General features: G+C 34.7%; 19 protein-coding genes and 1 other annotated feature (1 of these 20 only partly in view). Of the genes, 4 read left to right on the forward strand and 15 right to left on the reverse strand.

The features are described 5' to 3' along the window. Positions 1-140: 140 nt before the first annotated feature. From BTOYO_RS01095 to BTOYO_RS01105, 3 genes are all read right to left on the reverse strand, one after another. Entirely contained in the window at positions 141-1,088 is a 948-nt protein-coding gene (locus tag BTOYO_RS01095) for a PLP-dependent cysteine synthase family protein (RefSeq protein WP_000636772.1), read from the reverse strand. 174 nt (positions 1,089-1,262) lie between these two features. Further along, a complete protein-coding gene (locus BTOYO_RS01100; protein ID WP_000800673.1) occupies positions 1,263-1,652 on the reverse strand; it encodes a VOC family protein in 390 nt (129 codons plus the stop codon). 205 nt (positions 1,653-1,857) lie between these two features. Then, positions 1,858-2,682: an MBL fold metallo-hydrolase gene (locus BTOYO_RS01105; RefSeq protein WP_000233816.1), complete on the reverse strand. Its 825-nt coding sequence runs from the start codon at positions 2,680-2,682 to the stop codon at positions 1,858-1,860. A 383-nt stretch (positions 2,683-3,065) separates the two neighbouring features. Between BTOYO_RS01105 and BTOYO_RS01110 the strand changes: the two genes are divergently transcribed. After that, positions 3,066-3,713, forward strand: coding sequence for a DJ-1/PfpI family protein (locus tag BTOYO_RS01110; RefSeq protein ID WP_000407027.1), 648 nt, complete (start codon positions 3,066-3,068; stop codon positions 3,711-3,713). 150 nt (positions 3,714-3,863) lie between these two features. Beyond that, positions 3,864-4,691, forward strand: a complete 828-nt coding sequence (locus BTOYO_RS01115; RefSeq protein ID WP_000551438.1) for a peptidoglycan-N-acetylglucosamine deacetylase — start codon at positions 3,864-3,866, stop codon at positions 4,689-4,691. Between the two features lie 42 nt (positions 4,692-4,733). On the opposite strand, the gene BTOYO_RS01120 is transcribed toward BTOYO_RS01115, so the two are convergent. Together BTOYO_RS01120 and BTOYO_RS01125 are read right to left on the reverse strand one after the other, a co-directional pair. Next, a complete protein-coding gene (locus BTOYO_RS01120; protein WP_000347502.1) occupies positions 4,734-5,159 on the reverse strand; it encodes a WapI family immunity protein in 426 nt (141 codons plus the stop codon). Positions 5,160-5,314: 155 nt separating this feature from the next. Further along, positions 5,315-5,860 carry a TetR/AcrR family transcriptional regulator gene (locus tag BTOYO_RS01125; protein ID WP_000105642.1) on the reverse strand — a complete coding sequence of 182 codons (546 nt, stop codon included), beginning with the start codon at positions 5,858-5,860 and terminating at the stop codon, positions 5,315-5,317. Positions 5,861-6,033: 173 nt separating this feature from the next. Between BTOYO_RS01125 and BTOYO_RS01130 the strand changes: the two genes are divergently transcribed. Continuing rightward, positions 6,034-7,494 (forward strand): DHA2 family efflux MFS transporter permease subunit, encoded by a 1,461-nt coding sequence (locus BTOYO_RS01130; RefSeq protein ID WP_001168362.1) that lies wholly within the window; start codon positions 6,034-6,036, stop codon positions 7,492-7,494. Positions 7,495-7,692: 198 nt separating this feature from the next. Further along, complete coding sequence (locus BTOYO_RS01135; RefSeq protein ID WP_000346960.1) at positions 7,693-8,364, forward strand: TerC family protein; 672 nt, start codon at positions 7,693-7,695, stop codon at positions 8,362-8,364. A gap of 61 nt (positions 8,365-8,425) precedes the next feature. Here BTOYO_RS01135 and ltaS read toward each other — a convergent pair whose 3' ends face one another. From ltaS to aroC, 10 genes are all read right to left on the reverse strand, one after another. Beyond that, positions 8,426-10,399: a lipoteichoic acid synthase gene (gene ltaS, locus BTOYO_RS01140; RefSeq protein ID WP_000808782.1), complete on the reverse strand. Its 1,974-nt coding sequence runs from the start codon at positions 10,397-10,399 to the stop codon at positions 8,426-8,428. Positions 10,400-10,947: 548 nt separating this feature from the next. Further along, positions 10,948-12,573: an ABC-F family ATP-binding cassette domain-containing protein gene (locus BTOYO_RS01145; RefSeq protein WP_000633859.1), complete on the reverse strand. Its 1,626-nt coding sequence runs from the start codon at positions 12,571-12,573 to the stop codon at positions 10,948-10,950. Between the two features lie 260 nt (positions 12,574-12,833). Then, positions 12,834-15,950, reverse strand: a complete 3,117-nt coding sequence (locus BTOYO_RS01150; protein ID WP_000517245.1) for an MMPL family transporter — start codon at positions 15,948-15,950, stop codon at positions 12,834-12,836. A 185-nt stretch (positions 15,951-16,135) separates the two neighbouring features. Next, on the reverse strand, positions 16,136-16,702 hold the full coding sequence (locus BTOYO_RS01155; protein ID WP_001107311.1) for a TetR/AcrR family transcriptional regulator: 567 nt from the start codon (positions 16,700-16,702) through the stop codon (positions 16,136-16,138). A gap of 124 nt (positions 16,703-16,826) precedes the next feature. Continuing rightward, positions 16,827-17,282: an NUDIX domain-containing protein gene (locus BTOYO_RS01160; RefSeq protein WP_016513997.1), complete on the reverse strand. Its 456-nt coding sequence runs from the start codon at positions 17,280-17,282 to the stop codon at positions 16,827-16,829. A 108-nt stretch (positions 17,283-17,390) separates the two neighbouring features. Further along, complete coding sequence (locus BTOYO_RS01165) at positions 17,391-18,548, reverse strand: GNAT family N-acetyltransferase (RefSeq protein ID WP_001100936.1); 1,158 nt, start codon at positions 18,546-18,548, stop codon at positions 17,391-17,393. Positions 18,549-18,701: 153 nt separating this feature from the next. Beyond that, positions 18,702-19,991, reverse strand: coding sequence for a 3-phosphoshikimate 1-carboxyvinyltransferase (gene aroA / locus BTOYO_RS01170; RefSeq protein ID WP_000664599.1), 1,290 nt, complete (start codon positions 19,989-19,991; stop codon positions 18,702-18,704). A gap of 16 nt (positions 19,992-20,007) precedes the next feature. After that, a complete protein-coding gene (tyrA, locus tag BTOYO_RS01175) occupies positions 20,008-21,108 on the reverse strand; it encodes a prephenate dehydrogenase (RefSeq protein ID WP_000335164.1) in 1,101 nt (366 codons plus the stop codon). Continuing rightward, positions 21,101-22,201, reverse strand: coding sequence for a histidinol-phosphate transaminase (hisC, locus tag BTOYO_RS01180; RefSeq protein ID WP_001197267.1), 1,101 nt, complete (start codon positions 22,199-22,201; stop codon positions 21,101-21,103). The genes tyrA and hisC overlap by 8 nt, the downstream gene beginning before the upstream one ends. Positions 22,202-22,217: 16 nt before the next feature. Beyond that, a complete protein-coding gene (gene aroC / locus BTOYO_RS01185) occupies positions 22,218-23,390 on the reverse strand; it encodes a chorismate synthase (RefSeq protein ID WP_001269419.1) in 1,173 nt (390 codons plus the stop codon). Between the two features lie 53 nt (positions 23,391-23,443). Further along, positions 23,444-23,648 (reverse strand) — a binding site (T-box leader); it runs 15 nt beyond the window's last position.

The raw sequence follows: 23,648 nt of genomic DNA on the forward strand, positions 1-23,648 counted from the left end.
TTTTAAATATACTACGCAATCACACCATGAAAAACCTACACATTGTAAACATGCAGGTTTTTCATGGTATCAAATTTCCATAAAATAAGAAATAAACGAAGGAACCACCTTTGGTTCGTTCTCTCAATAATTTATCTCCGCTATATTTTGGCTAAACTCTTTACATCTGACCACTCTTCTATAGAACCTGCATCCGGAAAAACGGTAACTACATTAAAATTCGCACCTTTTTCTTTTCCTAATTGTTTTGCAGCTAATAAGTTTGCTGCCGCAGACGTTCCTATTTTCATACCAGTAGCCTTATAAAAACGGGCCATTTCATACAAGGTTTCTTCATATGAATAAGTCCATTGCTTTTCTATCAAATTGTCTTCCTTTTCTATGAAATGTTGTTTCCGTCCTAGACCGAATCCACCTGATCCTGCATATTTCTTTAAAGCATTTGGCGGTTGTTCAGATCCATATGGTAATTCGGCAGGCATTACTAAATGTAGCTCAACATTTTTTGTATACTTCTTTACTGCTTTATAGACCCCAATTAGAGTTCCACCAGTACCAGCGGATGCTACCCATGCGTGTATTGGTTTTCCGTTCATTTGTGCAATAATTTCTCGGCCTGTTCCTTCTATATGACTTAATAAATTTGCATTATTATAATGTTGGAACAAAAAGTATAACTCTTGTTTTTGTTTGCTAATCTCTATTGTCTTCTCAATTACAGCGTAAAATCCCTTACATTTATCAACTAAGATTACGTTAGCACCATAATATTCGAGTTCATTTAATAGAGATTGACCAGTTGCAGAACTTAACACTAACGTGCATTCAATCCCTAAATAATAACAAAGATAGCCAATTGACCTCGCTAAGCTTCCACCACTATACTCTAAAATATGTTGTTTTTTGTTCGCTTCTTGTAAATATTTATTGATCATTCCAAGTGCTGCTCTATCCTTAATCGATCCTGTAGGGTTGTGCCATTCACATTTAGCATAGATTGAAAGATTCTTCGTTTCTTCGCATTCTAATTTAATGAGAGGGGTATTTCCAACATTTTTAGAAAACTCTTCAAAATGGTTTACTATCATACTTTTATACCTCCGTCATACATCATATTTATAACATTTGTTCTTAGTCAAAATACTTTCTATATTTCAATTACGCTATTAACTATATTTTCCTATAAAAAATCCCTACAAACGTTGTAGGGATTTTTGTCTAAATCATTTTGTTGCACTCTATTACATACGAAAAGAACTTCTTTATTCAAATGCATTCATAAGCACAATTCTCCAGCCATCTGGATCCTCTATTGTAGTACCTTTCTCTATCCAATACGGATTTTCCGGTTCCACCTCATGGTAGCCCATTTCACTTAACCGATTCGCGATTATTTCAATTTCATCTTTATTCGGCATATAAAAAACTAGTAAATTATCTTTTGTCGGTGCTGGGCATGGGCTTCCATTTACATGCGTAGTAAACTCCAAATGGTACTCTTCACCCGGTAATCCAAACATAACCCCGTCATATCCTTCATGATTGTGAAATTCCCCTATACGTTTTAACCCTAATCCTGTTTCGTAAAAACTTATAACTTCTTCAAATTTATCTGTTGGTCTTGCAATTCTAAATTGAACCCAATTCTTCATGCAAATCTCCTCCTTTTCATTTTCCAAAGCTTTATAGTAGCCATTATAAGTTACATATATTTAGTTTAATATCCCTCATTAGTGTGAGAACTGCTTAAGTTGAAAGACCTATTCGTTCATACATAGTAGGACTTTAGTATAAAATTCATATAAACTTAGTTATACAAATATGGAGATAAAATAACGATTTCTTCCATATATATTATTACGTATGAAATAATTCTCCTTGTAGGGCCTTTATATATCGATCAGCAGATCTTTGTACAGCCCTATTCGCATCTTCCATCACAACACCATGAAACGCATTATACAGTCGACTAAATTGGATTCCTTTTACTTTCTCTGCCATTTTTCTAACTTTATTCGCTGGTAATGGGATAAGATTGGGATAACTATACATAAAACTTACCCATTTTCGATCCGAAACTACTTGTATAATATCACCTGATAACAAAATACCTTTCCCCTCATTACCGTCTTTCCAGTGCATAACAGTTCCACCTTTAAAATGGCCACCTAACCGATGCAATGTAAGTTCTTCCGATAATATCAAATGTTCCCCAGACCAAAATTTAATTTGCTTACTCGGGCGGACCACCCATTCTTTATCATCTTCATGAATATAGATAGGTATATGAAATGTTTCCGCCCATTTTACTTGTGTAGAGTAATAATGTGGATGAGAAAGTGCTATTGCTTGAATACCACCTAAATCATATATACGTTGTATCGTTTTATCATCTAAATAACTAATACAATCCCACAAAACATTTAGAGTTTTACTTTGTATTAAAAATGCTGTTTGTCCAATTGCAAACTTAGGTTTAGTAGTAATGCTATACAAACCAGTTTCTTCTTTTATTATTTCATTTTTGTATAAATTGCTATGTTGCATTGTTTCTAATGTTGTCCATGACTGCCCCATTGGATTCATATATTGCCTTTCCTCATTACAAATTTTACAACGCGAAGGTGCCTCTTTATTTTCGGGATACTGAACTCCACATGTCGTGCAAATATAATGAACCATATTCCCACTCCCTTTTTAAATGTAATTGATTCTTTACCAATATTTTAATAAAAAACGAAAATAATTAAATCAATAATTGTGACTAAAATGAAGTCATACGAAAGTACGATTATTCCCCTTCTATTTAAGAATTTAGTCTAAGTACTATATTTTATATTTCTTCTTTCTGGGAAGTTAAATTTTTCAATCATTACATGAAAGAGTAACTCTATACGAAATAAATGAACCTATTCATAGTTTTTGTCACAAGTTTGACACAGTAGTATAAACTAATACACATCTGGGGTATAGTATATTTAAAGTAACGATAAAAAAGAATATTGAATAAATTCTTTTTTAATCGTTACTAGATTACATTTGTAATAACTTAAGGGGAGATTATAATGGAAATCGTTATTATGCTCTATGAAGGGATTACTGCATTAGATGCTATTGGTCCGTACGAAGTATTTGCAGCAGAAAGCAATAACAACATAAAGTTTGTTGCTAAAACTACGGGCTTAATTAAATTAGATTCAAAAATGGGCTATTTACATGCCGATTATAATTTTACTGAAGTTAATTCAGCTGATATCCTTATTATTCCTGGATGTCGCCCGCCTAACTTTAAACAACTTATGGAGGACGAAGAAACTCTCAATTGGATTCTCCAAATACATGAAACTACTAAATGGACTACAACTGTATGTACAGGTTCTTTAATCTTAGGTGCTACTGGCCTACTAAATGGTGTTAAAGCCACTAGTCATTGGAGCTCTTTTGACTTGCTTCGTTCTCTCGGGGCTATTCCAACTGAAGAGAGAGTCGTTCGCCATGAAAAAATCATAACAGCAGCTGGTGTATCTGCAGGTATTGATATGGCTCTCCAGTTGATGGCTTGGGAATTCGGAGATGAAAAGAGTAAAGCAGTTCAGCTCATGTTAGAATACGACCCACAGCCTCCTTTTGATACAGGTTCACCAAAAAAAGCATCCGCATCATTATTAGAAGAATTAAATTTGATGCTTGAAGATTTTCATAATAAAGTTTAAAACCTTCCAATTTTTCAAGAATGCAGTTGATACAAAATCTTGCATATTTTTGACCAAACTTTTTTACAGTTGTAAAAAAGTTTTTTTGCATTTCCCTACCTATAATTGCTAATATAGTAGAGTAGAACTTTTATAGAGAGAAGGAAAATTATGCACAATGGAATTCGAATGACAACTTTAGTAAAAAGGGCTATGTTGATTTGCGCTGGGGTATTATTTACATATGAGGCCGCTTTAGGATCGGTACATACTGCTCTAGCAAGTACAGAAGATGAAGCAAAGTCTGTTCAATTTGTAAGTGAAATTCAAACATCTCTTGCACCGAAAGAAGCTCCAAAACACTATAATGGGCAAGTTAGAAAAGTCGCTTACTTAACATTTGATGACGGTCCTGGAAAATACACAGCTGAGCTTTTAGATATGTTAAAGAAAGAAAATGCAAAAGCAACATTCTTCCTAATTGGTTCAAACGTGAAAGCTTTCCCTGATCTTGTGAAACGTGAAGATGCTGAAGGCCACTATGTTGGGATGCACAGTATGACTCATAACTATAAGAAACTATACACAGAAGGACATTACGTAGATGAAATGAAAGAAGATCAAGGCTTAATCGCTGGCGTTCTAGGCAAATCACCCGTATTAACTCGTCCATCATACGGCTCAATGCCAGGATTAAACGAAGCACTTCGCAACAAAGTGGTGGAAAACGGGTTGAAAGTTTGGGATTGGACAATTGATTCTTTAGACTGGAGATACAACAAAATGCAAGTTGATGCTGCATCAGCTAAAATTGTAGAAAACGTTCTACATGGTGCTACAAATCCAACAGAAGTTATCCTTATGCACGATATTCACCCACAATCAGTTAAAGCAGTACCTGGAATTATAAAAGGACTGAAAGAAAAAGGATATGAATTAGAAGCCTATAATGAGAACGAACACTTCCCATTAAACTTCTGGCATGATAATCGTATGTAATGAAAAGACTTGATTCCCTCTAGTAGGATATCAAGTCTTTTTTTAACGTTTTGGAAAGTTTCTTTGTTGCTCTTCAATAAAACGAATAATCTTTTCTCTGTCCTCATGCGTAATACTTATAGAAAATTCGTACTCCTCTTCCTTACACCATGAAGGGGTAAGTTCCTGAGATAATCGGACTACAATTTGAAACTCACCTTCATTTTTCCCCATTAATTCAAACGCTATATTAGGCTCTATGAAATCTAATTCGGTATATGTAGGATTCGGTAATGATTGAAACCATTTTTTCATATGCTGTAAGTCGAAAGTTTGTAGAAAAGGATCCATCGTTTCAAAAACTTTATTTCCTTCTGACAGTTTCGCTTTTACTATAAGCCAATTTCTATCACACTCCTCTTTTGCATCTTTAAATTGGTATCTCACCACCTCTAAATGTAATGCTACTTTTTCATTTTGAAAATCCATAAATTGCTCCCCTTCTTGCTATAAAACTTTTACTTTATAAATTTGAAATATATAAGCCTTTACTTGCAAGACAATTATTTTTCTATCTCCTGTTAATTTCAATTCTTAAATATAATGATTTTCGTTTATTAATACACATGACTGATTCTAACATATCATTCTTTATACATTAAATATATTTGATTTGCTATATAATCTGAACTAAAGTGAAGTCCATTCCTTATCCACCACATGATAATACCTACCAAAGAGGCTGTTTTAATATCAACTGCAACATAATCATCAGGTAATTTATTTTTCGTATTCTCTCTTCTCGTTTCTATTAATTGCTTTAAAAATAAAAATAATTGCTCTTCAAATTGATTCATTTTAAATAATATAAATAAAAAATTCCGGTGGATATATAAATAATCTAGCAATTGTGTTAGCTTTTGTTTTTCTGATAAATCTTTTGCATGTATTAAATCAACAATTTTATTAGAAAGCTCATTTAAAATCTCGCTATTGATTTGGTCTAGTAAATCTTGAATATCTTGATAATGTAAGTAAAATGTTGTTCGATTTAATCCTGCTTTTGTTGCGATTTTCTGAACCGTTAAGCTTGAAATAGTAGGATTCTCACATAAAAGAGAAAAAACAGCATTTTTAAACATTTCTCTTGAACGAACTGTACGAGGGTCCTCTTTTTTAAGTGTAGACATTTTGAAACTCCTTTATAGATTTTCTCTTTACTTTCTCGACAGTACATATCTTCTCTGTCGAGTAGTGAACATTTTCAACAAAACTGTTCATGGTCAGAGAAAACGTATTTTGTTACCATTAATTTTATCGACACAATGTCGATAAATCAAGGTAACAATGAAGGAGATTACCAATGCAAAAGGAAATATCAGAAAGAAATAAAAAAATTATACTAGTTGTCCTCATTACCGGCTGTTTTTTATCAACCTTAAATCAGACGCTATTAAATGTGGCAATGAGTAATTTAATGAAGGTATTTGATGTAACAGCTGCAACAGTGCAATGGCTATCAACAGGCTTTATGCTCATAAATGGTGTTCTAGTTCCAATTACTGCATTTTTAATGAAACGATTTACAACAAGGCAGCTATTTATTAGCTCAATGCTCTCTTTGTTTATTGGGACCGTTCTCTGTGCATGCGCCATGAATTTTAGCATTTTGTTAACAGGAAGAATGATTCAAGCAGTTGGAGCAGGAATTATTATGCCACTCATGATGACTATTATTTTATATTTGTACCCTAGTGAAAAACGCGGAAGTATTATGGGGACCATCGGATTCGCTATAATTTTTGCGCCAGCTATCGCTCCAACTTTATCTGGCTTTATTATTGAATATGTATCATGGAGATGGCTATTTATTGGATTAGCTCCATTTATATTCATCGTAATTATTCTCGCGATTAAATATTTAATGAATGTTGCAAATACAACAAAAGCAAAATTAGATATCGTAAGTGTCATTTTATCAACAATTGGCTTTGGTTGTGTTATATCCGGATTCAGTAGTGCAGGAAGTAAAGGATGGAATCATCCCGTTGTTATTATAACAATTACTATCGGTATCATCGTTACAGCTTTATTCTGTTTACGTCAAATAAAGTCTAATGATCCATTATTGAATTTATCAGTATTTAAATATAAAGTTTTCACTCTTACTTCAGTCATTAACGTACTCATTACGATGATTATGTATGCAGATTTAATTCTATTACCCATTTACTTACAAAACGGACGAGGTTTTACTGCATTTGAATCAGGTTTACTTCTATTACCTGGAGCTGTCATTAACGCCTTCTTATCACCTATCACAGGCAAAATGTTTGATAAATATGGAGCGAAACCACTCTTTATTACCGGTTTAATCTGTGTCATTATTTCGATGTGGGGTGTAATTGATTTGACCGACTCCACAACTTATATGTATTTAATGGTTCGTACCATTATTTTACGAATTGGGTTAAGTTTCATTTCAATGCCTTTAAATACAGCCGGCTTAAACGCTTTGCCAATAGAACTGGGTTCACATGGTTCAGCAGTAAATAATACAATTCGCCAATTAGCAGGTGCGATTGGGACAGCAGTTATCATCACGGTATATACAATTCAATCTACTTCACACATATCACAGTTATCTAGTGGGAATGGAAATATAACAGCTACACAAGTAACAAAATTATCTTCTATCTTCAGCTCAAGTGATGCATACGTGTTTATGTTAGTCTTATCTTTTATAGCTTTGATTATCGTAAGTTTCATGCCCAAAAAAGTAGTAATCAAAAGATACGAAAGTAAATCTTCAAACATAAAATGATTGTTAAAAATTAAGCACTTAAAAGATGGCTCCGGAATTATACCGAAGCCATCTTTTTGAGTGCTTACGACTATAATTATAATCCTCGATTACTATTTGAAGAGATTATATTTTACAGTTATGCTTTTAAATAATCGTTAGAATTCTTAATACTGAATAGCTTATAAGTACATATTAATCATAAGGAGTGATATGTATATGGATTTTCTTTCATCTGAATATTTGTCAGCCTTGCTTGCCATTATTGTAATTGATCTAGTGTTAGCTGGAGATAATGCCATCGTAATTGGATTAGCAGCAAGGCGATTACCGAAAGATCAACAAAAGAAAGTTATTATATGGGGAACTGTCGGGGCTATCGCTATTAGAGCCCTCGCTACCTTAATTGTCGTTTGGTTATTAAAAATACCAGGATTACTTCTAATTGGTGGTGTACTCCTCATATGGATTGCTTACAAATTAATTGCTGAGGGTAAAAATCATGATATTAAAGCTGAAGAAGGATTTTGGTCTGCTATTAAAACCATTATTATAGCGGATGCATTAATGGGAATTGATAATGTACTCGCTGTTGCGGGAGCTGCGCATGGTAATTTTTCTTTAGTAATCATCGGATTATTAGTGTCTATTCCAGTAGTCGTATGGGGCAGTACATTAATTTTAAAATGGGTTGACCGTTTCCCTGTCATCATTACGATTGGAGCAGCTGTTTTAGCTTATACTGCTGCAAAAATGATTGTAGATGAGAAATGGTTCGCTGGATTTTTCGAAAGTAATCCTTTCATAAAATGGGCATTCATCATTATTATCATCATCGGTGTGGTATTCTTCGGAAAGATGAAACAAAAAACTAAAGATGGTACTATGTAATGTTAATGTAATTATAGTTACAAACAAAAGCGCTACTCATATGAGTAGCGCTTTTTCATATTTATTTAGCTTCCCCGTCTTCAGTCGTTTTTACCTTCGTTTTATTTTTATCACGATGGTTATAGTTATACTTCGAACGATCTACTGGAGTGAAGCCTTCTGGTGTGTAGAATCGTAATAAGTCACCATTTACGACTTGGTCAGAGTATTTTAGTGATTTTTGAACCATTTGTTCATTTTGTTTTATTTCATCTGTTAATTCTACAGGTTTTCCAGTTGTTGTATCATAATATTTTCCGTTCAATGCCGTAACTGTTGGGCTTACATAATTACCGTTACGGAATGGAACAACTTGTTTATGATCTGGTGATAATAAATCTGAACCGAATTGAACATAATTTTTCGTATCTGTACCTAGTAAATGTAATAACGTAGGAAGAACGTCAATTTCACCGCCATATTGATGTTGTACGCCACCTTTCACTCCTGGTACACGAACTATTAATGGTACACGTTGTAACTGTGCATTTTCAAATGAGTTCATTTCTTTACCCATTACTTGTGACATTGCTGCATTATGGTTATCTGAAATACCGTAATGGTCACCATACATAACGATAATCGAGTTATCGTATAAGCCAGATTGTTTCAAGTAATCAATGAACCCTTTTACAGACTCATCTAAATATCGTGCTGTTTGGAAATACGTATCTACTGATGAATCACCTGTAGTCGCTGGTTCAATTGTTGCTTCCGCTTTATCAATAGGATAAGGGAAATGGTTTGATAACGTAATGAACTTCGTATAGAACGGTTGTTTTAACGTTTGTAATAATGGAATTGATTCATTAAAGAACGGTTTATCTTTTAAGCCATAGTTTACTACGTCTTTTTCGTTCATATCATAGTATGACGCATCAAAGAATTTGTTAAAACCAAATGATTTATAAATATCGTCGCGGTTCCAGAATGTTTTATAGTTACCGTGGAATACCGCTGATGTGTATCCTTGTTGTCCTAAAATAGCTGGTGCTGATTGATACGTGTTATGAGCCTTATTTGTAAAAACAGATCCTTGTGGTAATCCGTACATTGAGTTTTCTAACATGAACTCCGCATCAGATGTTTTACCTTGTCCTGTTTGATGGAAGAAGTTATCAAAGTATAACGTATTCGCATCTTTTGTAAATGAATTTAGAAATGGTGTAACTTCTTGCCCATTTAATTTATAATCGATTAAAAAGTTTTGGAATGACTCTAAATGAATATAAATTACGTTCATTCCTTTTCCTTTACCGAAGTATTCAGGATTTGGACTTGCATATGTTGATGCAAGATAATTTCTAACTTCTGTCATATTATCTCCATCAGCTAACGCTCGTTCTGTTGATGCTTTCGCACTTTGAATACCATCATAAATCGTATAGTTGTATGCCCCTAAATATTTCACAATATAATTACGGTCAAATGTTCTTGTCAATAATTCAGGACGATCAGATTCTGCAAGCCCTAGGTTCACACTGAATAATAAAATACCTGCTACAAATACTAGTGATAGTTTATGTTTCGCAACACGAATAGGTTTTGGGTTTGCAAATTTTGTTGCGACTAAAACAATTAAAATGATTGTATCTAAGAAATATAGTGGATCATATAAGTGTAGTAACGCGAAAATACTACCACCTAAATCACCAAAGTTATTCGTTTGTGTTAATGTCGGGAACGTAATAAAATCACTGAAAAAGCGATAATATACTACGTTTGCGTATAAAAGTATCGACAATAACAAATTAATAATAATTACCCAAATATAAGATCGTTTCCCTTTTGCAAATAATGCAAGTCCTAAAAATAGAACTGCTGAACTAAGCGGGTTAAAAAACAGCAAGAATTTTTGGATTGTGTTTGAAATTCCTAAATTAAATTCCATTACATAGGCTGTATATGTTTTGAGCCATAATAAAATAACGGCAAACAGAAAGAATCCAAAATGATTACTTAACACACTTTTGCTCTTTAATAAAAACTGTTTCATCTCTCCACCTCTTTTAATCATCCAAGGCTTATTTTTTATAAGTCCGTCTCTGTATTTAATTTTCTTCTTCAAATAGATTTTATTTGTTTAACTACATGAAGAATATTAGTAATTATAAATTGAAGCTTTTATTTATTCAACTATTTCTTTTTAAACATTGTGACCTTGGTTTCTATTTAACAAAATTAATTTGTAACATTTCCTGTTTTCTCCCAAGTTCCATCCACTACTTATGACTCCACATACTATAAACCTTTATTCACTACTTCGCAAACTAATCTATCTCCATTTTTGGTACATTTTTCACATAACAAAAAAGTGTAGTTTGACCTTATTACTCAAACTACACTTCTCCTGTTACAATTAACTCCTTCAATCCTATACACATTAAATCTCATCTATGTGCCAAAAAACTATGCAATCATAACATTACAATTTCTTACCACCGTTAATATTATATTTGAATAATTATTCATTTAATACCTTAGTCTTCATCTCTTTTCAACAAAACCCCCGCTCTAACAAAGAGCAGGGGTTTTCATCATATATTATTGACCTTTATACATTGCATCTACTTGTTTTTGAAGTTCTTCATTTTCTAAGTACTCATCGTAAGTTGCCTCTTTATCGATTACACCGTTTGGTGTTACTTCGATAATGCGGTTTGCAATTGTTTGTACGAACTGATGGTCATGAGATGTGAATAACATTGTACCTTTGAATGCAATTAAACCGTTGTTTAATGCAGTGATAGACTCAAGATCTAAATGGTTCGTCGGATCGTCAAGTGTGATTACGTTCGCACCACTTAACATCATTTTAGATAACATACAACGAACTTTTTCGCCTCCAGATAATACAGAAACGTTCTTCTTAACTTCTTCACCTGAGAATAACATACGGCCTAAGAAACCACGTAAGAAGCTCTCTGACTCATCTTGTGGAGAGAATTGGCGTAACCAATCAACTAAGTTGAAGTCACTGTTCTCAAAGTATTTAGAGTTATCTCTTGGGAAATACGATTGAGATGTTGTAACACCCCATTTGAATGAACCGCTATCTGGCTCCATTTCACCCATAAGGATTTTAAATAATGTTGTCATCGCAATATCGTTACGACCGATAAATGCAACTTTATCACCTTTATTTAAAGTGAAGTACACATTATCTAACACTTTTTCGCCATCAATTGTTTTAGAAAGTCCTTCAACAGTTAATAAGTCATTTCCTATTTCACGCTCAGGTGTGAAACCAACGAATGGATAACGACGTGATGATGGTCTAATATCATCCAATGTAATTTTATCTAATAATTTTTTACGAGAAGTGGCTTGTTTCGCTTTAGATGCGTTTGAGCTAAAGCGTGCAATGAAGTTTTGTAACTCTTTTACTTTCTCTTCTTTTTTCTTATTAGCATCTTGTGTTAATTTTAAAGCTAATTGGCTTGACTCATACCAGAAGTCATAGTTACCAACATAAAGTTGAATTTTACCGAAATCAAGATCAGCCATGTGCGTACAAACTTTATTTAAGAAGTGACGGTCATGGGATACAACGATTACTGTATTTTCAAAGTTCATTAAGAAGTTCTCTAACCATTGAATCGCTTTTAAGTCCAAGTGGTTGGTAGGCTCATCTAGTAATAGAATGTCAGGTTTACCGAATAAAGCTTGAGCAAGTAATACTTTTACTTTCTCTGCCCCAGTTAATTCTGACAATTTCTTATCATGAAGATCTTCACCAATACCAAGTCCTTTTAGTAAGATTGCAGCTTCTGACTCAGCTTCCCAACCGTTAAGCTCAGCGAACTCACCTTCAAGTTCAGCAGCACGCATACCATCTTCATCACTAAAGTCTTCTTTCATGTAAATAGCATTTTTCTCTTGCATTACTTTATAAAGTTGCGTGTGACCCATAATTACTGTTTCTAATACTGGGAACTCTTCATATTCGAAGTGGTTCTGTTTTAATACTGCTAGACGCTCACCTGGCGTAATATGTATGTCACCTGTTGATGGTTCGATTTCTCCAGATAAAATCTTTAGAAATGTTGATTTACCAGCACCGTTTGCTCCAATTAAACCGTAGCAATTACCTGGCGTGAATTTTATGTTAACATCTTCAAACAATTTGCGATCCGCGAAACGCAAACTAACGTTACTTACTGTAATCATTTGTGTCCTCCTACTAATACCGCTTATTTCAGCGTTTTCTCACCGATTGTCTTAAAAAATCGCATATTACGACTCAATTATTGTAGACTATAGCTATTATATAGTAGAAGCTGGATGAATAGCAACGGTTGATTACCTTTCTACAATGAAATCGGATAGTTTTTATCGATTCTCACTCTGTAATACATTGGATTAATTTCCTATTTTTAATTTTTATATACAGAAAAAACTGTAGGGAAAACATTCCCTACAGTTTTTTCTTATTTCGTATTTATTATTTTCTCTTTATAACTCTTCAATTTACTCGTTAATCCTATTAAAGCAGGTAACAATATCGGTATCACGATTAAAGCTAATAGTAATAGTGCAACGCCAACAACTGATGCTACTTGTATAAGTGTCAATACACCTGATGGAATTAATGCGGCAAATGTCCCGCCTAAAATTAGCGCCGCTGATAATACAACTCCTCCTATATGACGAGATGCAGTTACAATTTTCGTTACCGAATCCCCTTCTATCTCGTTATAGCGCATCATTACGAAAATACTATAATCCACTCCTAAAGCGACAATCATAATGAAGCTAAAGAATGGAACATTCCAGCTTAATAAATCTACATGTAATACATGTGCACTAATTTGTTCGCTTATACCAAGTGATGCAAAGTACGCTAATAGTAATGAGCCAATAATAAATATTGTGTTTAGTAATGAGCGTGTAATTACGATTAATACAATCGCAATTCCAATCAACATAATCGTAGCTGTACGCAAGAAATCTTGCCCGGTTACTTCTTTTAAATCAACATTTCTAGCTGTTGTCCCGCCGATCGCTTTTTTCGCCGTTTTTAATTCAGTACCATTTAGCGTACCATCTATCGTTTTATTAATTTCTTGAATGATTGGCATCGCTTCTTTTGAATACGGATTTACGTCTAAAATGATTGTCATTTTAGCAGTCTTTCTATCATGTGACATGTACGTATTCAATGCTTTTTGGAAATCTTCTCCCGCTAACACTTCTTTAGGAATATAAAATTTCTCAGAGCTTTTTGACTCATTAAGCTCGCCTAAATATTTCTGAGCATCCCCTAGGCCGTTACTTACTTTTCCAAGCCCTTCTGTACTTTTAGATAAGCCGGATTGTAATTGCCCCATCTTTTCTTGCAGGTCTTTCAATCCAGTTAAAAGCTGCCCTTGCCCATCATTTATTTTTGTTAAGCCGGATTGTAGCTCAGATGATTTGTTTGCAATTTGTTTTGAACCTGTAGCTCCTTCGTTTAATCCAGTTTTTAGTCCGGCAGCTCCTTTTTGTAACTTGGTAACGCCATTATTCATTTCCTTTATGCCGTTATCTACTTTCAGTAATGATTGATTCGCTTCTTTAAATGAATTCACCGCAGCTTTATGTTGCACTGCTAATTGATTTAATTCTTTTGAAAGTCCACTTAATTGCTTTTGAGCTTCCTTCGCAATTCCTATCGTTTGCTGTACATTAGGATCATTTGCTACTTCTGGTTTCGTTTGAATGAAATTAGTCATTAACACTTCAATTTGTTCATATCCTTTTTTCGCACCGTCAATCGCTTGAGAAATACTTCCGAAGTATTGATCGTAAGAACTTAAACCCTTTTCTAACTGTGCATAACCAGCATGAAGCTGTGACGTTGCACCCGATAGGACATTTATATTTTCATTTACTGAAGTTAACCCACTCTCAATTTGCTGCGCTCCTTGTGCACCTTCGTTTATGCCAATGGATAATTGATTTAAAGCTGTTCCTAATGCTGATACTCCATTTTTCGCTTCGTTCGTTCCATCAATTAACTTTTGAACATTTGCAAGACTATTTGAGTCATTACTACCCATTTTATCTTTCGCATCCGTTAAGCCATCATTAATTTCCTTTATGCCACCATTGGCATCGCCTAAACCAGTATTTAGTTCTCCCGCTTGTTTATTTAAATATAATTCTTTTATCTTATCACCAGTTGGACGCGTCGGTGCATATACTTCTGAAACACCTTTAACTTTCGAAATTTTATCAGTTAATTCATCTAAAGTTTGTAGAGACGTTCCTTCATCTAATTTTTTGTTAGATTGAATCACTAACGTACTTGGTGAAGAAAATCCTGGTGGAAAATGTTTTTCTATCACATTAATACCCATTTTTGATTCATACTTATTATCCACTTCAAACAAATCATTGTAATTCAGTGTATTAGAGTATTTTAATACGAAAGGAATCGATATCACGAATACGATGATTAAAGCAACAAATGGTCTTGCTACTGAATTTTTAGCAAAGAATCCCCATAAACGGCTATCCTCATGACCTTTAAATGTTTTAACTGGATAAAACATTCCTTTTCCTAAAAGCACCATAAAAAATGGATTTAAAGTGGTTATTACGAGTAGTAATACTAAAACACCAATTGCTACCGCTGAAGTAGATTGATATAATTTAAAACTCGCTAAAGCAAGTGATGCAAAACCAATTAGCACCGCTATCCCGCTATATAAAACGGTTTTACCTGCCGATTTAAATGTTTCTTTCGTGGCCAAAAATGCATTTTCTTGTTTACTTAATTCTTCTTTAAACCTCGTATATAATAAAATGTTGTAATCTGTTCCTACTCCAAACAGTACGACAACTACAAACACTTGCGTAAAGTTAGAAAACGGAAAATTAAATTGATCTACAAGATGAGCAATAATACCCATTGAAACTAAATACGATATACCAACTGTAAGAAGAGAAACAATTGGAACAATTGGTGAACGGAATACAATGATTAATACTATAAGAATGAAAATAATTGAAATAACTTCAGTCTTTTTCACTCCCTCTTGAGAGGATGTAAGAAAATCACCCGCTATTAAGTCACTTCCTGTTAAGTACGTTTTTACTCCTTTCGTTTGCACTTTTTTATGAAGATTATTTGCAACTTTTGATATTTCACCATGCTTTTTATCTATTGATATTTGCGTTAAAATAGTCGTATTATCTTTAGAAACTAATTGTTTCTCCAATTCTTTATTATCTAAATGTGAAACAACTTCCTTAATTCCTAATTGCTCTTTTTCATTTTGCAAAGCGTTGATTGTTTTTGTTATTTCCTCTTTTTGCTCAGTAGTTAAAGCTGTTTTATTGTCACTATTAAATACGGCGATAACTTCGTATTTTTCAACTCCTTCTTTATCCATTTCTTTGATCATCTTGTCAGCAATACTGCTTTGTTCTGTATTAGGGATTGTAATTTTCCCTTTTTCCTTCACTAGTTTATCCATATTAGGCATCGTTACGACCATTGTAATAGTAATAACTATCCATAATAGAAAAGATAAACTTCTCCAACTTTTTAACTTGCCCATTTGAATCATCTCCCGTTTTTAGCGTTTCATGTTAAGTTCGGAATGAACATTCATTCCTACCCTTTTAAAACTATCATTTCGGAATGAACATTCATTCCTATCACTCTATTAAATTATTTTTAAAACTCTATTAAATTACCTTTAACGGAATGAATGTTCATTCCTGTCCTTATAAAGCTATAGAATCAAATGATTCTAATAGCATTCCAAGAGCTTTCTTCCAATTCTTTTACTAATTCTTTTGAGTATTCTAATTGCCCCGTTGCCATTACTTTAGTTAATTTTTCTAGCGGTTGGTATACAATGATAATTAATGCAACTGGAGGCAATGGACGGAGAAACCCTTTTGCGATTCCATCTTCTATAATATTCATAAAGAAGCCTATAAAATCGTCAAATATTTTCTTACTCTGTTCATCAAGAAAATAACTATCACAGTGAGAATTTGTAAAAAGAAAAGCATCCACATTGTTTCTCGCAAATTCAAATAAACGGTTGTACGTATGACTAAACTGTTCACGAATATTTGCTTCAACAGGAAAATCTGTTTTTATCATTTCAGATAGTTGCAACATACTTTTTGAAAATAATGAGTTAACGAGTGCCTCTTTATTTTCAAAATAGCGATAAATCGTACCAGCGCCGACATTGGCTTTTTCAGCGATCATCGGAATTGTCGTACCATCGTAACCACGCTCTGCGAATAGTTGTATAGCTGCTTCAAAAATGTCTTCTTGTTTATTTTTAGCCATTTTTCTCACCTCAATTTTCAGGAATGAAAATTCATTCCGTTTTTAATTATAAATTAGATGGATTAAAAGTCAAGTGTGTGACTACGCAAATGTAGCATTTTCAAATAACACACTCACTTAGATTTCAATGCATTTTTTGAATTAACACTTCAAAAAAATTCTTTGTATCATCGTGACTTAAAATGCTCAATATATCTTGTGTTTTAAAAAATTGAACTTGACTTATTTCATTATCTTTTGGATTCAAATCTGTTCTATCACCTATATATTCTACATAAAACATAGTTGTTTCTTGTTTTTCAAATCCAGTTTTCACTTTTAATTCTTCAGGAAACTCAAAGCAAATTTTATCTTCCATTTGTTTCATAACTATAAACTTTTTTGAACCGGTTTCTTCTTCAAGCTCTCTCAATATAGCACTTTCTAAGTCATTATCTGTATGTTTTAATCCGCCTTTAGGAAAATCCCACTCCCCCTTTGACAAATTGTATTCTTCTTCTATATCGCTTATTTTTACCTTATGTACCAATAAAAATTCACTATTTTGGAATATGATTGCGCCTACAGCTTGCCTAATCATTCTATTTCCCCTCCTAAAATAATGCTTTCATTCTATTAATAGAAAAGTACTATAATAACTGTTTTTCATTATAGTACTTTTTTAATGACACATTGCACAGTGTATTAATTAAAAGAAATCATAAATAAACGGCTTACGCACTGGTACTAAATTCTCAAATGACCGCATTGCCTCTTCGCTTCCGCTAATTAATTCAAGTTCGTTTAGTTCTAATGGACGTTTGTATCCAAACATTATTGTCGATAGTGCATTTATATCCAGTTTGATTCCTTTTTCCGTTGCTTCTTCTACAATTGTTAATTCATGATTTGCAAGTCTCACTACTACGTTATTCCACGGAGCAAATGAATCTGTAATATGTAAGATCACTTCTTGCTGTACATCGTTCCAGTTAAATTCATATTGTTTTAAGAACTGCTCTACATCTACAATTCTGCCCATAAAATATGGTTTCACTTCTGTCTTCACGCGTGGCTCTTGCAATGTATATAACAACGGTTCGTTTTCACTTACTGTCATTTCAAGTTCTTTAATCATAGAATCATGCTGGCAAATAAAGTTCCACAGACCATTTCGTGCTTCATTATGCAGTGGTACAAATTCTTCTACTGTCATTTTATAGTTTTCTATTTTATATAACATGTAACCAGCTGCCGTTTTATTTTCATCATAGTAAATCGCTAATGCTAAATCATCATAAACTACTTGTAACCACCAGTTCTTCTCTCGAACTAACATACCTGAAACACGTTCTGCAAAGGTTTCATATAGCTTCTCGACTTCTTCTGGATGATTTTCTTTATTGAAACGTTTCACGGTGCCATTTACTTGTTTTTTCATAACTAAATCGCTCTTAGTCATATGACATACGAGAAGATCCGCACAAAGTTCCCAGCCGTATTTACGGTAAAATGAAACAGAAAATGGATGTAACATCGATACTGTATATCCATCTTTTTTCATCGTTTGAAGAGAATGCTGAAGTAGCTCTTTTACATACCCACTTCTTCTATACTCAGGATACGTCGCTACCCCTGCAACGCCGCCCATTTTAAATGTTTCTTTTCCTATGTATATATGAAATGGAATAAGATGTAGTTTTGCTGCTAAGTCTTCCCCTTCCATAATGCCGTATATTTCATGACTTTCTTTCATTCGAGTGATTTGCTGCTGCAATTGTTCCTCATTTACTTTATATTGAAAAGCGTATTCTGATAAACGTAATGCTTCTCTAAATTTATCTTCTTGTAATTGTATGACATTCATATAATTCTCCTCCATTCCCTGATTGAATTGTATCATAATTCTTACTATTGTAGTTCTGTAAGTGAAATTACACAGACGTTTCAACAAAAAATAGCGATTTTACAACAACTAACATAAAAAAGCAGATACATAATGTATCTGCTTCTCATCACCTTATTTTGCTAACTTTTGAAGTTCTTCAAAGAATGTAGGGTATGATACACCTACTGCTTCTGCATCTTCAATTGTTGTTTTTCCCTCTGCTAGACAGCCAGCAATCGCAAGCATCATTCCGATGCGGTGATCACCGTAACTATTTACTGTACTGCCTTTTAGAGCTGATTTTCCGTATATAATCATGCCATCATCAGTTGCTTCTATGCGAGCTCCTAGTTTCGTTAACTCCGCAACGACTGTATCAATACGGTTCGTTTCTTTTACTTTTAACTCGTGTGCATCTTTAATAACTGTAATACCTTCTGCTTGTGTTGCCGCTAAAGCGATAACTGGAATTTCATCGATTAGTCTTGGAATAATATCCCCACCAATTTCAATTCCTTTTAATGAAGATGTTTCAATCGTAATGTTTGCAGCTGGTTCTGATGCCCCTTCGTTAATCGGCTCTACAGTAAATGTAGCACCCATTGTCTCTAAAACATCAATAATACCTGTACGAGTTGGATTCATTCCTACATTTTGTAATACTAGTTTACTATTTGGAATAATTGCTCCCGCTACTAAGAAAAATGCTGCTGATGATACGTCACCTGGTACTTGAACGTCTGTCGCTGTTAACTTCTGTCCACCTGCAAGTTTCACTGTTTTTCCCTCACGAGTTACGTTAACACCGAATGCTTCAAGCATTCTTTCCGTGTGATCACGCGAAATATGTGGTTCTGTAACAGCTGTTACACCTTCTGCCCGAAGACCTGCAAGTAAAATAGCTGACTTTACTTGTGCACTTGCAACAGGAGAAATATACTCAATTGCTTTTAAATCTCCGCCACGTATTGTGAGCGGCGTAAACGTTCCTTCTTCTCGGCCATCAATTTTTGCGCCCATTTGTTTTAATGGATTTGTAACACGTTTCATCGGTCTTTTTGCGATAGACGCATCACCTTGTACGCAAGAGAAAAATGGTGTATTTGCTAATATTCCTGACATTAATCGTATCGTTGTACCAGAATTACCAACATCTAATACAGCTTTCGGTTCTTGTAAGCCTTCAATTCCTTTTCCAACTACAGTTACTTCATCACCATTTTGCGTGATTTCTACTCCCATTTCCTTAAAGCACGAAATCGTACTTAAACAGTCTGCACCGGGCAAGAAACCTTTAATTGTCGTTTTTCCTTCTGCAATTGCGCCGAACATAACAGCACGATGTGAAATGGACTTATCACCTGGAATTGTAATGTTGCCGTTCAATCCGCTATTTATAGGTTGTATCGTTCTTTCTTTCACGTTTTCACCTTCTCATTTAAATTGTTTCATAAGTTTGGTATTCTTCTTCTCCAAGCGCTAGTTTCGCTTTCATACGATCTTCTTCTCTTTGGAAGCTAATGCGTAATACGCCAAGCAATCCTTCTCGCGCTTCTAATATTTGCAAGTTCGTAATACTAATTTCTTCACGCGCCAAAATACTCGTAATATGAGCCAATGCCCCTACTTTATCTAAAACATCGACGTATAAGTCGTGATAGGCAGGAATTGCCCCTCTTTTTCGTACTGGTAAAGAATCACGGTATTCTTTCGCATCTGCAAAATAGTTTTGAATCTCGCCTGCATCTCCAGTAGAAACAGTATCATATAATTCTTCCATTTCAGAGATCCACTCTTTTAATAATACCATTAAATGCTCACGATTTTGCTTTACAATATCACTCCACATTTTCGGGCTACTAGATGCAATGCGTGTAATGTCTTTAAATCCGCCAGCAGCTAGCTGATGAATGAGCGGATTATCTCCTGCATGTTTCTCCACTTGCTTGACTAACCCTGCTGCGATAAGATGCGGAAAATGACTAACGATTCCTGTTACATAATCATGCTCTTCTGTATTTAAAACGAGAAAATGAGACCCCGTTCCCTTTAACCAACCTTTTAGTTCTTCCACTTGTTCATTTGGCACATGGTTCATCGGTGTTAAAATGTAAAATGCATTTTCAAATAAATGTGCTTTTGCACTTTCAACCCCAGTTTTATGAGAACCTGCCATCGGATGTCCACCAATGAAAGAAATTTCCTTTGAAAATAAAGCTTCCGCTTCGTTCATAATTGTTCCTTTTGTACTACCAACATCGGTCACTATCACATCTTCTCGTAAACGAAATGACGCTAATTTGTGTAATAACTTCTTCGTTTCTTCAACTGGAGAAGCAAAAACAATTAAATGTGCCTCTTCACATGCACGCTGTAAATCTACTGCTACTTCATCTACTACGTGTAATTCTTTCGCACGCTCTACTTGCTCTTGAAATATGTCATAACCTGTTATCGTTACATCGTGCTCTTTCTTAATTGCTAATGCGAGAGAACCTCCTATTAAGCCTGTTCCAATTAATACTACCTTTTTACACATTTGCCTCATCTCGAGACTTATTTTTCTTATTTTCAAAGTGTTGTTTTAACACTGAAATCACTCCTTCATTTTGCTCCCTTGTGCCGACTGTAATACGGACACCATTCGGGAACGGACGAATAATAAACCCTGCGTGTGCACAAGCTTCATAAATCTCTCCACCATTCTCTACCGGTAAGAAGATGAAGTTTGTTTGTGACGGATAAAATGGAAATTCGTTTTCCTTACAAAAACTTTCGTATTGTTGTATTCCCTCTGTATTAACACGTACAATTTCTTCAATAAACGCTTCATCGTTAAAAGCAATCGTTGCTGCTTTTTGCGCTAATGAAGATACGTTAAATGGCAAACGTACGACATTTAATTTCTCGATTAACTCTTCCTGTCCAATCGCGTAACCAACGCGGAAAGATGCTAATCCGTACGCTTTAGAAAACGTTCTAAGTACAAGAATGTTGTTATGTTTTTCTAGAAGCGGTAATGTCTCAGGGAAATCTTTTGCTGTTACGTATTCATAGTACGCTTCATCAATGACAATTAACGTATTTTCACTAATGCTTTCAATGAACTGAGTCAATTTTTGCTCATTCACATATGTGCCTGTAGGGTTGTTCGGATTACAAAGCCAAATGATTTTCGTATTGTTATCAACTGCTGACGAAATTTCATCTAAGTCGTATACACCGTTATTTAAAGCAACTTCTTTCACTTCACAACCTTCAATAATTGCATGATGACGGTACTGTGGGAATGTTGCACCTGCCGTTACGATGTTATCTCCAGCTCGAAGTACGGCGCGACTTATTATTTGAATGACCTCATCTAAACCACTACCGCAAAGTATTTGTTCCATTTGGACTTGTAATTTCTCTGCAATTGTTTGACGGAGCGTTGTAGCACCTCCGTCAGGATATAAAGCATGTTCTAACCACGATTTTTGCAACTCTTCTAACACTCGTGGCGAACAACCGAATGGATTTTCATTTGATGCTAATTTCACAAACGAATGATCTCCGTACACTTCTTTCATTTGTTCTGGTGATTTACCTGGTTTATATGGTTGTAAGGATGATAGTTGATCTTTTACTTGCATGTTAAACCCACCTTTTTTAAAATTCTTTTGCGTATTTGTTATGTTCTGTAATGTTTTGCTTTAATAATTCCATACGATCTTTTCCGAATTGTTCGACTAGTGCATCTGCAAGTTCCCATGCCACAACAGATTCAGCTACTACACCTGCTGCTGGTACTGCGCAACTATCAGACCTTTCAATACTCGCTTGGAATGCTTCTTTCGTATCAATATCAACGCTTGCTAACGGTTTGTATAATGTAGGAATCGGCTTCATAACACCTCTTACAACAATCGGCATTCCCGTTGTCATACCACCTTCTAAACCGCCGGCATTATTCGTTTTTCTCGTGTATCCTTTTTCTTCATCCCAAAGGATTTCATCGTGCACTTTACTTCCTGGCTGTCTTGCCGCTTCAAAACCAACACCAATTTCAGCACCTTTAAATGCATTAATACTCATAATAGCACCAGCGAGTTTTGCATCTAATTTACGATCGTAATGAACGTAACTACCAACACCAATTGGCATACCTTCTGCAATGACTTCGACAATACCACCGATTGAATCTCCACTACTTTTTGCATTATCGATCGCATCCATCATCTCTTGTTCTACTTCTTTATCTAAACATCGAACAGGTGAATTTTCAGTTATCGTTTGAATCTCTTCAATTGATAAGTTGGAAATATGCTTCGCTTGCACCCCACCAATTTCAAGCACATGCCCTGCAATTTCCACACCTAACTCTTTCAAAATTTGTTTCGCAACTGCTCCAGCAGCTACACGAACTGTCGTTTCTCTTGCAGATGAGCGCTCTAATACGTTTCTTATATCACGATGACCGTATTTAATAGCTCCGTTTAAATCTGCATGTCCTGGACGTGGTTTTGTAATTGTGCGTTTCATTTCTTTACTTTCTTGCTCTGAAATCGGGTCTGCACCCATTACTTTCGTCCAATGTTTGAAATCATCATTTTTTACGATTAACGTAATCGGTGAGCCAAGTGTCATCCCGTGACGAACACCACTTACAATTTCAACTGTATCTGTTTCAATTTGCATGCGTCTTCCGCGCCCATGTCCTTTTTGTCTTCTTAATAATTCCTTATTAATATGTTCCGCTGTTAATGTTAAACCTGCCGGTACACCTTCTAAAATAACTGTTAACTGCGGACCATGTGATTCTCCAGCTGTAATGTATCTCATTTCTTTTGCCCCTTTACTATTTTTTTGTACAAAAAAGTCCCTACTGAGCGCTCAGTAGGGACGATGTTTATCGCGGTACCACCCTAGTTGTAGACAACTATCGTCTACCTCTCTTCTTCTTTAACGATCGTTTGACCGTCTTCCCCTCCAAAAGTTGTCGGGAAAGATGCTCCAAGGCTGTAATTCATGCTTATCTTTGTACTGATTCACACCGACCATCAGCTCTCTTTAACAGTGAGATAAGCACTACTGTTTCCT

Origin of the sequence: Bacillus toyonensis BCT-7112 (assembly GCF_000496285.1) — a bacterium.
In the GTDB taxonomy this organism is placed as follows: domain Bacteria; phylum Bacillota; class Bacilli; order Bacillales; family Bacillaceae_G; genus Bacillus_A; species Bacillus_A toyonensis.

Coding starts and splice junctions, on each gene's coding strand:
- BTOYO_RS01110 (WP_000407027.1), top strand. CDS start 3,066: ATGGAAATCGTTATTATGCTCTATGAAGGGATTACTGCATTAGATGCT.
- BTOYO_RS01165 (WP_001100936.1), bottom strand. CDS start 18,548: ATGAATGTCATACAATTACAAGAAGATAAATTTAGAGAAGCATTACGT.
- BTOYO_RS01160 (WP_016513997.1), bottom strand. CDS start 17,282: ATGATTAGGCAAGCTGTAGGCGCAATCATATTCCAAAATAGTGAATTT.
- BTOYO_RS01095 (WP_000636772.1), bottom strand. CDS start 1,088: ATGATAGTAAACCATTTTGAAGAGTTTTCTAAAAATGTTGGAAATACC.
- aroC (WP_001269419.1), bottom strand. CDS start 23,390: ATGAGATACATTACAGCTGGAGAATCACATGGTCCGCAGTTAACAGTT.
- BTOYO_RS01115 (WP_000551438.1), top strand. CDS start 3,864: ATGCACAATGGAATTCGAATGACAACTTTAGTAAAAAGGGCTATGTTG.
- BTOYO_RS01100 (WP_000800673.1), bottom strand. CDS start 1,652: ATGAAGAATTGGGTTCAATTTAGAATTGCAAGACCAACAGATAAATTT.
- BTOYO_RS01130 (WP_001168362.1), top strand. CDS start 6,034: ATGCAAAAGGAAATATCAGAAAGAAATAAAAAAATTATACTAGTTGTC.
- BTOYO_RS01125 (WP_000105642.1), bottom strand. CDS start 5,860: ATGTCTACACTTAAAAAAGAGGACCCTCGTACAGTTCGTTCAAGAGAA.
- BTOYO_RS01135 (WP_000346960.1), top strand. CDS start 7,693: ATGGATTTTCTTTCATCTGAATATTTGTCAGCCTTGCTTGCCATTATT.
- BTOYO_RS01120 (WP_000347502.1), bottom strand. CDS start 5,159: ATGGATTTTCAAAATGAAAAAGTAGCATTACATTTAGAGGTGGTGAGA.
- BTOYO_RS01145 (WP_000633859.1), bottom strand. CDS start 12,573: ATGATTACAGTAAGTAACGTTAGTTTGCGTTTCGCGGATCGCAAATTG.
- BTOYO_RS01150 (WP_000517245.1), bottom strand. CDS start 15,950: ATGGGCAAGTTAAAAAGTTGGAGAAGTTTATCTTTTCTATTATGGATA.
- hisC (WP_001197267.1), bottom strand. CDS start 22,201: ATGCAAGTAAAAGATCAACTATCATCCTTACAACCATATAAACCAGGT.
- BTOYO_RS01105 (WP_000233816.1), bottom strand. CDS start 2,682: ATGGTTCATTATATTTGCACGACATGTGGAGTTCAGTATCCCGAAAAT.
- BTOYO_RS01155 (WP_001107311.1), bottom strand. CDS start 16,702: ATGGCTAAAAATAAACAAGAAGACATTTTTGAAGCAGCTATACAACTA.
- ltaS (WP_000808782.1), bottom strand. CDS start 10,399: ATGAAACAGTTTTTATTAAAGAGCAAAAGTGTGTTAAGTAATCATTTT.
- tyrA (WP_000335164.1), bottom strand. CDS start 21,108: ATGTGTAAAAAGGTAGTATTAATTGGAACAGGCTTAATAGGAGGTTCT.